The 11,791-nt window shown below is 57.4% G+C and carries 12 protein-coding genes; 9 read left to right on the forward strand and 3 right to left on the reverse strand.

Annotation, left to right across the window (positions count from 1 at the left end; all coding sequences use genetic code 11):
* Position 1 precedes the first annotated feature (1 nt).
* Together AM329_RS19835 and ugpQ are read left to right on the forward strand one after the other, a co-directional pair.
* Entirely contained in the window at positions 2 to 1,072 is a 1,071-nt protein-coding gene (locus AM329_RS19835) for a sn-glycerol-3-phosphate import ATP-binding protein UgpC (RefSeq protein ID WP_003861554.1), read from the forward strand.
* Positions 1,069 to 1,809: a glycerophosphodiester phosphodiesterase gene (gene ugpQ, locus AM329_RS19840; protein ID WP_022651961.1), complete on the forward strand. Its 741-nt coding sequence runs from the start codon at positions 1,069 to 1,071 to the stop codon at positions 1,807 to 1,809. The genes AM329_RS19835 and ugpQ overlap by 4 nt, the downstream gene beginning before the upstream one ends.
* On the opposite strand, the gene AM329_RS19845 is transcribed toward ugpQ, so the two are convergent.
* Positions 1,799 to 2,170: a DUF2756 family protein gene (locus tag AM329_RS19845; protein ID WP_022651960.1), complete on the reverse strand. Its 372-nt coding sequence runs from the start codon at positions 2,168 to 2,170 to the stop codon at positions 1,799 to 1,801. The two genes, ugpQ and AM329_RS19845, sit on opposite strands and share 11 nt — an antisense overlap.
* A gap of 122 nt (positions 2,171 to 2,292) precedes the next feature.
* Here AM329_RS19845 and ggt point away from each other — a divergent pair, with 122 nt between their 5' ends.
* The gene (ggt, locus tag AM329_RS19850; protein WP_057979969.1) at positions 2,293 to 4,038 is read left to right on the forward strand and encodes a gamma-glutamyltransferase; all 1,746 of its coding nucleotides are present in this window, start codon (positions 2,293 to 2,295) and stop codon (positions 4,036 to 4,038) included.
* Positions 4,039 to 4,125: 87 nt separating this feature from the next.
* Here the strand turns inward: ggt and yhhY are convergent, their stop codons facing one another.
* Positions 4,126 to 4,614, reverse strand: coding sequence for an N-acetyltransferase (gene yhhY, locus AM329_RS19855; RefSeq protein WP_003861561.1), 489 nt, complete (start codon positions 4,612 to 4,614; stop codon positions 4,126 to 4,128).
* Positions 4,615 to 4,871: 257 nt separating this feature from the next.
* On the opposite strand from yhhY, the gene AM329_RS19865 reads away from it, so the two are divergent.
* The 5 genes from AM329_RS19865 (at position 4,872) to gntU (ending at position 9,813) form a co-directional block, all read left to right on the forward strand.
* A complete protein-coding gene (locus AM329_RS19865; RefSeq protein WP_003861563.1) occupies positions 4,872 to 5,909 on the forward strand; it encodes an oxidoreductase in 1,038 nt (345 codons plus the stop codon).
* A gap of 123 nt (positions 5,910 to 6,032) precedes the next feature.
* Complete coding sequence (locus AM329_RS19870) at positions 6,033 to 6,728, forward strand: pirin family protein (protein WP_003861565.1); 696 nt, start codon at positions 6,033 to 6,035, stop codon at positions 6,726 to 6,728.
* Positions 6,729 to 6,819: 91 nt separating this feature from the next.
* Positions 6,820 to 7,815 (forward strand): gluconate operon transcriptional repressor GntR, encoded by a 996-nt coding sequence (gene gntR / locus AM329_RS19875; RefSeq protein ID WP_003861567.1) that lies wholly within the window; start codon positions 6,820 to 6,822, stop codon positions 7,813 to 7,815.
* A gap of 126 nt (positions 7,816 to 7,941) precedes the next feature.
* A complete protein-coding gene (gene gntK / locus AM329_RS19880; RefSeq protein ID WP_003861569.1) occupies positions 7,942 to 8,469 on the forward strand; it encodes a gluconokinase in 528 nt (175 codons plus the stop codon).
* A 3-nt stretch (positions 8,470 to 8,472) separates the two neighbouring features.
* Positions 8,473 to 9,813, forward strand: a complete 1,341-nt coding sequence (gene gntU / locus AM329_RS19885) for a gluconate transporter (RefSeq protein ID WP_003861572.1) — start codon at positions 8,473 to 8,475, stop codon at positions 9,811 to 9,813.
* A gap of 79 nt (positions 9,814 to 9,892) precedes the next feature.
* On the opposite strand, the gene yhgN is transcribed toward gntU, so the two are convergent.
* Positions 9,893 to 10,486, reverse strand: a complete 594-nt coding sequence (yhgN, locus tag AM329_RS19890) for an NAAT family transporter YhgN (RefSeq protein ID WP_003861574.1) — start codon at positions 10,484 to 10,486, stop codon at positions 9,893 to 9,895.
* Between the two features lie 178 nt (positions 10,487 to 10,664).
* Here yhgN and asd point away from each other — a divergent pair, with 178 nt between their 5' ends.
* Positions 10,665 to 11,768, forward strand: a complete 1,104-nt coding sequence (gene asd, locus AM329_RS19900) for an aspartate-semialdehyde dehydrogenase (protein WP_003861575.1) — start codon at positions 10,665 to 10,667, stop codon at positions 11,766 to 11,768.
* The last annotated feature ends 23 nt before the right edge of the window (positions 11,769 to 11,791 follow it).

Consider the following 11,791-nt stretch of genomic DNA (forward strand, 5'->3'; position numbering starts at 1 on the left):
GATGGCAGGTTTAAAATTACAGGCAGTAACCAAAAGCTGGGACGGCAAAACCCAGGTCATTCAGCCGCTGACGCTCGACGTGGCGGACGGGGAATTTATCGTGATGGTCGGCCCGTCCGGCTGCGGAAAATCCACCCTGCTGCGTATGGTGGCCGGGCTGGAGCGTGTGACGTCCGGGGATATCTGGATTGACCGCCAGCGCGTTACCGAGATGGAACCCAAAGATCGCGGCATCGCGATGGTATTCCAGAACTACGCCCTCTATCCGCACATGAGCGTGGAAGAGAACATGGCCTGGGGGCTGAAAATTCGCGGTATGGGCAAAGGCCATATCGAGGAGCGCGTGAAAGAGGCCGCGCGCATTCTGGAGCTGGACGGCCTGCTCAAGCGTCGCCCGCGCGAGCTCTCCGGCGGCCAGCGCCAGCGCGTGGCGATGGGGCGCGCCATCGTGCGCGATCCGGCGGTATTTCTGTTCGACGAACCGCTGTCAAACCTCGACGCCAAACTGCGCGTGCAGATGCGTCTTGAGCTACAGCAGCTGCATCGGCGGCTGGGAACCACGTCCCTCTATGTGACCCACGATCAGGTTGAAGCCATGACCCTCGCCCAGCGCGTGATGGTGATGAACAAAGGCATCGCCGAGCAGATTGGCACCCCAGTGGAAGTCTACGAGAAACCGGCCAGCCGTTTTGTGGCGAGCTTTATCGGCAGCCCGGCGATGAACCTGCTGGACGGGCGGATCAATGCGGCGGGAACCCACTTCGAGCTGGAAAGCGGGATGGCGTTGCCGATCAACTGGTACTATCGTGGCTACGCCGGGCGTAAGATGACGCTTGGTATCCGCCCCGAGCATATTGGTTTGACGTCTCAGGCGGACGGCGGCGTGCCGCTGGTGATGGACACGCTGGAGATGCTGGGCGCAGACAACCTGGCGCACGGACGCTGGGGCGAGCAAAAGCTGGTAGTGCGTCTGCCGCATCAGGAGCGCCCGAAAGCAGGCAGCACGCTGTGGCTGCATATGCCGGAAAATCACCTGCACTTATTTGACGGTGAAACAGGACAACGAGTATGAGCAACTGGCCTTACCCCCACATCGTCGCCCACCGTGGTGGCGGTAAACTGGCGCCGGAAAATACCCTGGCGGCAATTGACGTTGGCGCACGCTACGGCCACACGATGATCGAGTTCGACGCCAAGCTATCGAAGGACGGCGAAATTTTCCTGCTGCACGACGACAACCTCGAACGCACCAGCAACGGCTGGGGCGTGGCGGGTGAACTGCCGTGGCGTGACCTGCTGAAGGTGGACGCCGGAAGCTGGTTCAGCGGCGAATTCAAAGGCGAACCGCTGCCGCTGCTGGCGGAAGTGGCGGACCGCTGTCGTCAACACGGCATGATGGCCAATATTGAAATCAAACCGACCACCGGCACCGGGCCGCTGACGGGTAAAGTGATTGCCATTGCCGCGCGTGAGCTGTGGGAAGGGATGACCGCGCCGCTGCTGTCGTCGTTTGATATCGACGCGCTGGAAGCCGCACAGGCCGCCGTTCCGGAGTTGCCGCGCGGGCTGCTGCTGGATGCGTGGCGAGAAGACTGGCGCGCGCTGACGACCCGCTTAGGCTGCGTGTCGATCCACCTCAACCATAAGCTGCTGGATGAAGCGCGCGTGACGCTGTTGAAGGAGGCCGGTCTGCATATCCTGGTGTATACCGTCAACAAACCCCAGCGTGCAGCCGAGCTGCTGCGCTGGGGCGTGGACAGCATCTGTACCGATGCGATTGACCAGATCGGGCCGAACTTTATTTATTAAGCATACTGCCGTTCTGCTGGGTCGGCAGCATGTGCTGCTGACCGCTGCTTTGCGATACTCCGCCTCCTAACATCCCACCGTTTGCATTAGGCAGCGGCTGTTCAAGCATCTGGCCCTGCTGTACGCGCTGGGTGTTGGTATTCATCTGGTTTTGCAGGTGCTGCTGCTGCACCTGGGTCTGCGTCTTTAACTGCTGATTGAGCATCCCTTTCTGCTGCTGTTGCTGGCTCATCATCTCCGTCTGCATACGCTGCTGGCTCGGAATGACGTAGCCCGGCTGGTTCGGGTTGTTCAGGGTGTTGATTGGCTGTGCGAGCGCGGCGAACGGAAGCAGCGCGGTCAGGATCAGTAATCGTTTCATGGTTATCTCCTCCTTTGAGGCTTCTCTTAAGTTTATCCTCATTCCTGCATAACGATGATTTTTTAAGAGTTGTGAACCAGGCTTAAGCGGGGAATATGGGCCCCTTCACCTGGAGAACAATAATGATGAAACCAACCTTTTTGCGCTGGGTCGCCATCGCTGCGCTGATGGCAGGCGGCACATTCACCGTGGCGGCCAACCCGCCCGCCGCTCCACCGGTCTCTTACGGCGTGGAGGAGGATGTTTTTCACCCCGTGCGGGCGACGCACGGCATGGTGGCCTCGGTTGACGCGCTGGCAACGCAGGTGGGCGTCGATATTCTTAAACAGGGCGGTAACGCGGTGGATGCGGCGGTCGCGGTGGGATATGCGCTGGCGGTGACGCATCCACAGGCGGGGAACCTGGGCGGCGGCGGGTTTATGATGCTGCGCACGAAAGACGGTAAAACCACAGCCATCGACTTCCGTGAGATGGCGCCGAACCAGGCCTCCCGCGATATGTTCCTCGACGATCAGGGCAACCCGGACAGTAAAAAATCCCTGACCTCGCACCTTGCCTCCGGCACGCCGGGCACCGTTGCGGGCTTCTCGCTGGCGCTGGAAAAATACGGCACGCTGCCGCTGAATAAAGTGGTGCAGCCTGCCATCAGGCTGGCGCGCGACGGCTTCGTCGTCAACGACGCGCTGGCGGACGACCTCAAAACCTACGGCAGCGAAGTTATTCCCAATCATGAGAACAGCAAGGCTATCTTCTGGAAAGACGGCGAGCCGCTGAAGAAGGGCGATAAGCTGGTGCAGAAGAACCTCGCAAAAAGTCTCGAACTGATTGCCGAAAACGGTCCGGATGCCTTCTATAAGGGGCCGATTGCCGATCAGATTGCGGATGAGATGCAGAAGAACGGCGGGCTGATCACCAAAGCGGATCTGGCGGAATATAAGGCGGTGGAGCGCGAGCCGATTAGCGGCACCTATCGCGGCTACGAGGTCTTCTCCATGCCGCCGCCGTCTTCCGGGGGCATTCACATCGTGCAGATCCTCAATATTCTGGAAAACTTCGATATGCACAAGTATGGCTTCGGTAGCGCCGATGCCATGCAGGTGATGGCCGAGGCGGAAAAGCGCGCCTACGCTGACCGCTCGGAATACCTCGGCGACCCGGACTTCGTGAAGGTGCCGTGGCAGGCGCTGACCAACAAGGCCTATGCCAAATCGATTGCCGATCAGATCGACATCAACAAGGCTAAGCCGTCGAGCGAGATCCGCCCGGGCAAGCTGGCGCCGTATGAAAGTAACCAGACCACCCACTTCTCGGTCGTGGACAAAGACGGAAACGCGGTGGCGGTGACCTACACGCTTAACACCACCTTCGGCACTGGGATTGTGGCGGGCAATAGCGGTATTTTGCTGAACAACGAGATGGATGATTTCTCTGCCAAACCGGGCGTGCCGAACGTCTACGGCCTGGTCGGCGGCGATGCAAATGCAGTAGGGCCAAAGAAGCGTCCGCTATCATCCATGTCGCCCACCATTGTGGTGAAAGACGGCAAAACCTGGCTGGTGACCGGCAGCCCTGGCGGGAGCCGGATTATCACCACCGTACTGCAAATGGTGGTGAACAGCATCGACTTTGGGATGAACGTCGCCGAAGCGACCAATGCGCCGCGTTTCCATCACCAGTGGCTGCCGGACGAGTTGCGCGTGGAGAAGGGCTTTAGCCCGGACACCCTCAAGCTGCTTGAGCAGCGCGGGCAGAAGGTGGCGGTGAAGGAGGCGATGGGCAGCACCCAGAGCATTATGGTCGGACCGGATGGCGCGCTGTTTGGCGCGTCGGACCCGCGTTCGGTGGATGATTTAACGGCGGGGTATTGATTTTGTTGCCCGGAGGCGCTGCGCTTACCGGGCCTACAACGACACGGACGTAGGCCGGGTAAGGCGAAGCCGCCACCCGGCAACAAACTACTTCATTCGCGCCATATAATACGCATCCACATACTCGCCGTTGCGCAGGGCATAGCGCCTGCCGGTGCCTTCAATCTCAAACCCGTGCTTTTTGTACACCGCGATTGCCGGTTCGTTATCCACAAACACCGTTAACTCGATGCGGTCGACGCGCAGCCAGTTGTCGCACATATCAATCATGGTGCGAATCAGCGCGCTGGCCACGCCGCGGTTATGCCACTCTGCGCCAACGCATATACCGAAATCGGCAACGTGGCTGCGGCGTGGTCGCTGGGCGACATCAATGGTGAGGTGGCCGACCACGATATCATCAATGCAGGCAACCAGCTGTTTAATGCCCGGCTGTTCGCCTAGCCGCATTTGCCACATTTCCATTGAAGGATGAGGAACCTGTAGCGTGTTGTGGTACACCTCCGGCTGGGCGTGGATCTGACGAATGGCGTCGTAATCTTTCGGTTCAGCGTGGCGTATCACTATCTCACTCATTCCTTGTTCCTCAGTCAGTTAAAAGTCCCTTCCAACATCAATGACTTTAAAAGTTGAGTCAATCGCTATTTTTTGCAAAAAGTGTTGGACAAGTGCGAATGAGAATGATTATTATTGCTTTGCATTCAGGAAGACCTCCTACGGGAACCTGAAAGCACGACATTGCTCACATTGCTTCCAGTATTACTTTAGCCAGCTTTTAGCTGGCTTTTTTTTGTTATGGTTAGACTCAGCAACCTTCGAAAAAGGACTGAGCCATGACACTACATTGCGCATTTATTGGATTTGGCAAAAGCACCACGCGTTACCACCTTCCGTATGTTCTCAACCGTAAAGAGACCTGGCACGTCGCTCATATCTACCGCCGCAGCGCGAAGCCGGAAGAACAGTCTCCGCAGTATTCCCATATTCATTTCACCAGCGATCTTGATGAAGTGTTAAATGATCCGCAGGTGAAGCTGGTGGTGGTCTGTACCCACGCCGACAGCCACTTTGACTACGCGAAACGCGCGCTGGAAGCAGGTAAAAACGTGCTGGTGGAAAAGCCGTTCACCCCGACCATCGCCGAAGCGAAGGAACTCTTTGCGCTGGCGAAAAGCAAAGGCCTGACCGTCACGCCGTACCAGAACCGACGCTTTGACAGCTGCTTCCTGACGGCGAAAAAGGCGATTGAGAGCGGCAAACTCGGCGAGATCGTGGAAATCGAAAGCCACTTCGATTACTACCGCCCGGTGGCGGAAACCCAGCCAGGACTGCCGCAGGACGGGTCGTTCTACGGTCTGGGCGTGCACACCATGGACCAGATTATTTCCCTGTTTGGCCGCCCGGACCACGTGGCGTATGACATCCGCAGCCTGCGCAATAAGGCCAACCCGGACGATACCTTTGAAGCACAGCTGTTCTACGGCGATCTCAAAGCCATCGTGAAAACCAGCCATCTGGTGAAAATCGACTACCCGAAATTTATCGTTCACGGCAAGAAAGGCTCCTTTATCAAGTACGGCATTGACCAGCAGGAGACCAGCCTGAAGGCCAATATCATGCCGGGTGAACCGGGCTTTGCGGCAGATGATTCCGTGGGCGTGCTGGAGTACGTGAACGACGAGGGCGTGACGGTCAGGGAAGAGCTGAAGCCGGAAACGGGCGACTATGGACGCGTCTATGATGCGCTGTTTGAGACCCTCACAAACGGCACGGCGAATTACGTCAAGGAATCTGACGTTCTGACCAACCTGGAAATCCTCGAACGGGCCTTCGAACAGGCTTCTCCTGCCACGGTAACCCTCGCGAAATAAGCAAAAACGGCTCCTCTGCGCTTGTTCACAATTTTTGAACAGAAGAGTCAATTTTCACCCTCTATGATCCCAGGGCGTTTGCGTCCACACTTACTCCATCGAAACGAACTGAGGGTGAAAACAATGATCTACTTACGCAAAGCAAACGAACGTGGTCACGCGAATCATGGCTGGCTGGACTCATGGCATTCATTCTCGTTTGCCGACTACTACGACCCGAACTTCATGGGCTTCTCCGCACTGCGCGTGATTAACGATGACGTGATTGATGCAGGCCAGGGCTTCGGTACCCACCCGCACAAAGACATGGAAATCCTGACCTATGTGCTGGAAGGGGCGGTTGAGCACCAGGACAGCATGGGCAACAAAGAGCAGGTTCCGGCGGGCGAGTTCCAGATTATGAGCGCGGGGACCGGGGTGCGTCACTCTGAGTACAACCCGAGCAAAACGGAAAAACTGCACCTGTATCAAATCTGGATCATTCCAGAAGAGACCGGCATCACGCCACGCTACGAGCAGCGCCGCTTCGACGCGAAACAGGGCAAACAGCTGGTGCTCTCGCCGGATGCGCGTGAAGGTTCCCTGAAAGTGCATCAGGATATGGAGCTGTACCGCTGGGCGCTGGCGAAAGATGAACAGTCTGTGCACCAGATCGCCGCCAACCGCCGCGTGTGGATCCAGGTGGTGAAAGGGGAGGTGTCCATCAATGGCACCAAAGCGACAACCGCCGATGGTCTGGCCGTCTGGGATGAGCAGGCGCTCTCCGTGCATGCCGACAGCGAAAGTGAAATTCTGCTGTTTGACCTGCCGCCGGTCTAAATAATTTCTCAACCTTCCCTTTAAACGGGGAAGGTTGAGCTTTGTCCGTGATAAACTGAGCAAATCTCTCACTTCAAGATTTCTCAGGACGATGAAAAAGAAACGCCCCGTACTTCAGGATGTCGCCGATCGCGTCGGTGTGACCAAAATGACGGTCAGCCGTTTTTTACGTAACCCGGAACAGGTTTCCGTGGCGTTGCGTGGCAAGATTGCCGCCGCCCTTGATGAACTGGGTTATATCCCCAACCGCGCGCCCGATATTCTCTCCAATGCGACCAGCCGTGCGGTGGGTGTCCTGCTTCCTTCCTTAACCAACCAGGTATTCGCCGAAGTGCTGCGTGGCATCGAAAGCGTCACCGATGCGTTTGGCTATCAGACCATGCTCGCCCACTACGGGTACAAGCCGGAACTGGAAGAGGAACGTCTTGAATCGATGCTTTCCTGGAACATCGACGGCCTGATTTTAACGGAACGTACTCACACCCCGCGCACGCTGAAAATGATTGAAGTGGCAGGCATTCCGGTGGTGGAGCTGATGGACAGCCAGTCGCCGTGCCTCGACATCGCCGTGGGGTTCGATAACTTTGAAGCGGCGCGTCAGATGACGGCGGCGATCATCGCCCGCGGTCATCGCCATGTGGCCTATCTGGGTGCGCGTCTGGATGAACGTACTATCATCAAACAGAAGGGATACGAGCAGGCGATGCTCGACGCCGGTTTAACCCCGTACAGCGTGATGGTGGAGCAATCTTCTTCTTACACGTCGGGTATTGAGCTGATGCGTCAGGCGCGACGCGAGTATCCGCAACTGGACGGTATTTTCTGTACCAACGATGACCTTGCGGTCGGCGCGGCGTTTGAGTGCCAGCGTCTGGGTTTAAAAATCCCGGATGATATGGCGATTGCCGGTTTCCACGGCCACGACATTGGCCAGGTGATGGAGCCGCGTCTGGCGAGCGTCCTGACCCCGCGTGAACGCATGGGCCGCATTGGTGCAGAACGCCTGCTGGCGCGCATTCGTGGTGAGGCAGTTACCCCTAAAATGTTAGATTTAGGTTTCACCTTGTCACCGGGTGGATCTATTTAATCCGACAAATTTGAAGTAGCTCACACTTATTCACTTCGCGCACGTTTGGATATTGCTTCTCTTATGCCCCGGCAGGACAATGTTACCGATAACTGTTACCCGTAACAATTGACTGAGGGACACCCTTTGAGCACGACTAATCACGATCACCACGTTTACGTCCTGATGGGCGTGTCCGGTAGCGGTAAATCTGCCGTGGCGAGCGAAGTGGCGCATCAACTCCAGGCTGCGTTTCTTGATGGTGACTTCCTCCATCCGCGTAGCAACATCATGAAAATGGCTTCCGGCGAGCCGCTGAACGACGACGACCGCAAACCGTGGTTGCAGGCGCTGAATGACGCCGCGTTCGCGATGCAGCGCACCAATAAAGTCTCCCTGATCGTCTGTTCCGCGCTGAAAAAAACCTATCGCGACCTGCTGCGCGACGGCAACCCGAACCTCTCTTTCATCTACCTGAAAGGCGATTTCGGGGTGATTGAAAGCCGCCTGAAGGCGCGTAAAGGCCACTTCTTCAAAACCCAGATGCTGGTAACGCAGTTCGAAGCGTTGCAGGAGCCGGGTGCTGACGAGCAGGATGTCTTAGTGGTTGATATCGATCAGCCGCTGGAAGGTGTTGTTGCCAGCACCATCGAGGTTATTAATAAAAGGCAGTAAGTTTTGAGTACATTAACGCTAGTTTTGACAGCAGTGGGTTCCGTATTGCTGCTGCTGTTTTTAGTGATGAAGGCACGTATGCACGCCTTCGTTGCTTTGATGGTGGTTTCTATTGGTGCTGGTCTCTTTTCCGGCATGCCGCTCGATAAAATCGCGGCGACGATGGAAAAAGGGATGGGCGGCACGCTCGGCTTCCTGGCCATTGTGGTGGCACTGGGCGCGATGTTTGGCAAGATTTTGCACGAGACGGGCGCGGTCGATCAGATTGCCGTCAAGATGCTGAAATCCTTCGGGCACAGCCGTGCGCACTACGCGATTGGTCTGGCCGGTCTGATTTGCGCGCTGCCGCTGTTCTTTGAAGTGGCCGTTGTGCTGCTGATAAGCGTCGCATTCTCCATGGCGCGCCATACCGGTACTAACCTCGTGAAGCTGGTCATTCCGCTGTTTGCGGGCGTGGCGGCGGCGGCGGCGTTCCTGCTGCCGGGGCCTGCGCCGATGCTGCTGGCCTCCCAGATGCATGCTGACTTTGGCTGGATGATCCTGATTGGCCTGTGTGCGGCGATCCCGGGGATGATTATCGCCGGTCCGCTGTGGGGAAACTTTATCAGCCGTTACGTTGAGCTGCACATTCCGGACGACATCACCGAGCCGCACCTGGGCGAGGGTAAAATGCCGTCCTTCGGCTTCAGTCTGTCGCTGATCCTGCTGCCGCTGGTGCTGGTGGGCCTGAAAACCATCGCTGCACGCTTTGTGCCGGTGGGGTCAACCGCTTACGAATGGTTCGAATTTATTGGTCATCCGTTCACTGCGATTCTGGTGGCGTGTCTGGTCGCGATTTACGGCCTGGCAATGCGTCAGGGCATGCCGAAAGACCGCGTGATGGAGATCTGTGGTGCCGCGCTGCAACCGGCGGGGATTATCCTGCTGGTGATCGGGGCGGGCGGCGTGTTCAAGCAGGTGCTGGTGGATTCCGGCGTTGGCCCGGCGCTGGGCGAAGCGCTGACCGGAATGGGCCTGCCGATTGCGGTCACCTGCTTTGTGCTGGCCGCGGCGGTGCGTATCATTCAGGGCTCCGCGACCGTGGCGTGCTTAACCGCCGTGGGTCTGGTAATGCCGGTGATTGAACAGCTGAACTACTCCGGCGCGCAGATGGCGGCGCTCTCTATCTGTATCGCGGGTGGTTCGATTGTGGTGTCTCACGTGAACGATGCAGGCTTCTGGCTGTTCGGTAAATTTACCGGCGCAACCGAAGCGCAAACCCTGAAAACCTGGACGCTGATGGAAACCATCCTCGGCACGACGGGTGCGGTTGTCGGGATGATTGCGTTTACGCTGCTGAGCTAATCCCGGTTTTCTCCCTCTCCCACGGGGAGAGGGAGCAAACACTAATAACGGCAATCAAGGATTGCCGTTTTGCTTTTACCTATCCTTTCATCCACGCTCGGATCCCGTCCAGGAACATCTGCGTTGCCATCATCACCAGAATCAGCCCCATCAGGCGCTCCAGCGCGTTCACCCCTTTCTCACCCAGCAGGCGCAGGAACAGCGACGACTGCAACAGGATAATAAACGTCCCGCCCCAGGCGATCAGCAGGGCAATCACCAGATGGCTCATCTGATTCGGATACTGATGCGACAGCAGCATCAGCGTGGCCAGAATCGTTGGCCCGGCGACCAGCGGAATCGCCAGCGGCACGATAAACGGCTCTTCACCCGCAGGCAGGCCGCTGCTGCTGCCCTCCGCGCTCGGGAAAATCATCTTAATGGCAATCAGGAACAAAATGATCCCGCCGGAAATGGAGACCGTTTCGGCGCGTAAGTTCAGGAAAGCGAGAATTTTTTCACCGGCGAACAGGAAGATAAACATCACCAGCAGGGCGATGAGCAGCTCGCGGATCATGATCGCCCGACGGCGCTTCGGCTCGGTGTGCTTCAGCACCGACATGAAGATCGGCAGATTACCGAGCGGATCCATAATCAGGATCAATAAAACCGCTGCGGAAATGATTTCACTCATCTTAAATTATCCCTGATACTTATTGTGGTCATTGCGATGATTAGCACTTTTTCTGATTGCCGGGCAATCATCGATTAATTTCGCTTGCGACTTTGGCAGCATTTTGTAATGTGAAGCATATCCCAGTTCAATACTGGCTTGCACAATCAGCACACACCCCTTGCAGGAAAAAAATGCTATGAAAAACGTTGGTTTTATCGGCTGGCGCGGTATGGTCGGCTCTGTACTCATGCAACGCATGGTTGAAGAGCGCGATTTCGACGCCATCCGCCCGGTCTTCTTCTCCACTTCCCAGCTCGGCCAGGCTGCACCGTCCTTTGGGGGTACCACAGGCACGTTGCAGGATGCTTACGACCTGGAGGCGCTGAAGGCACTCGACATTATTGTGACCTGCCAGGGCGGCGATTATACCAACGAAATCTATCCGAAGCTGCGTGAAAGCGGCTGGCAGGGCTACTGGATTGACGCGGCCTCTTCGCTTCGCATGAAAGACGATGCCATCATTATTCTCGACCCGGTTAACCAGGGCGTCATCACCGACGGCCTGAACAACGGCGTGAAAACCTTTGTTGGCGGTAACTGCACCGTCAGCCTGATGCTGATGTCTCTCGGCGGTCTGTTCGCACAGGATCTGGTGGAGTGGGTCTCCGTGGCGACCTACCAGGCGGCGTCCGGCGGTGGCGCGCGTCATATGCGCGAGCTGCTGACCCAGATGGGCCAGCTGCACCAGAGCGTCGCTGCCGAGCTGGCAGACCCGGCGTCCGCGATCCTCGATATCGAGCGTAAAGTCACTCAGCTCACCCGCAGCGGCGAGCTGCCGGTGGATAACTTCGGCGTACCGCTGGCCGGCGGCCTGATCCCGTGGATAGACAAACAGCTGGATAACGGCCAGACCCGCGAAGAGTGGAAGGGCCAGGCTGAGACCAACAAAATCCTCGGCACCGCGAACACCATTCCGGTTGACGGTCTGTGCGTGCGTATCGGCGCGCTGCGCTGCCACAGCCAGGCCTTCACCATTAAACTGAAAAAAGATGTGTCTATTCCGACCGTGGAAGAGCTGCTGGCCGCGCATAACCCGTGGGCGAAAGTGGTGCCAAACGATCGCGATATCACCATGCGCGAACTGACCCCGGCAGCCGTCACCGGCACGCTGACCACCCCGGTTGGCCGCCTGCGCAAGCTGAACATGGGGCCGGAGTACCTCTCCGCGTTCACCGTTGGCGACCAGCTTCTGTGGGGTGCCGCCGAGCCGCTGCGCCGCATGCTGCGCCAGCTGGCGTAATAATTTGTTAAACACGGGGGGTG

The sequence above is a fragment of the Enterobacter cloacae complex sp. AR_0002 genome (genome assembly GCF_001922365.1).
GTDB lineage: Bacteria > Pseudomonadota > Gammaproteobacteria > Enterobacterales > Enterobacteriaceae > Enterobacter > Enterobacter hormaechei_C.

What these genes read in the sequence shown, in the direction of transcription:
- AM329_RS19835 (WP_003861554.1), top strand. Translation starts at nt 2, where the DNA reads ATGGCAGGTTTAAAATTACAGGCAGTAACCAAAAGCTGGGACGGCAAA.
- ugpQ (WP_022651961.1), top strand. Translation starts at nt 1,069, where the DNA reads ATGAGCAACTGGCCTTACCCCCACATCGTCGCCCACCGTGGTGGCGGT.
- AM329_RS19845 (WP_022651960.1), bottom strand. Translation starts at nt 2,170, where the DNA reads ATGAAACGATTACTGATCCTGACCGCGCTGCTTCCGTTCGCCGCGCTC.
- ggt (WP_057979969.1), top strand. Translation starts at nt 2,293, where the DNA reads ATGATGAAACCAACCTTTTTGCGCTGGGTCGCCATCGCTGCGCTGATG.
- yhhY (WP_003861561.1), bottom strand. Translation starts at nt 4,614, where the DNA reads ATGAGTGAGATAGTGATACGCCACGCTGAACCGAAAGATTACGACGCC.
- AM329_RS19865 (WP_003861563.1), top strand. Translation starts at nt 4,872, where the DNA reads ATGACACTACATTGCGCATTTATTGGATTTGGCAAAAGCACCACGCGT.
- AM329_RS19870 (WP_003861565.1), top strand. Translation starts at nt 6,033, where the DNA reads ATGATCTACTTACGCAAAGCAAACGAACGTGGTCACGCGAATCATGGC.
- gntR (WP_003861567.1), top strand. Translation starts at nt 6,820, where the DNA reads ATGAAAAAGAAACGCCCCGTACTTCAGGATGTCGCCGATCGCGTCGGT.
- yhgN (WP_003861574.1), bottom strand. Translation starts at nt 10,486, where the DNA reads ATGAGTGAAATCATTTCCGCAGCGGTTTTATTGATCCTGATTATGGAT.
- asd (WP_003861575.1), top strand. Translation starts at nt 10,665, where the DNA reads ATGAAAAACGTTGGTTTTATCGGCTGGCGCGGTATGGTCGGCTCTGTA.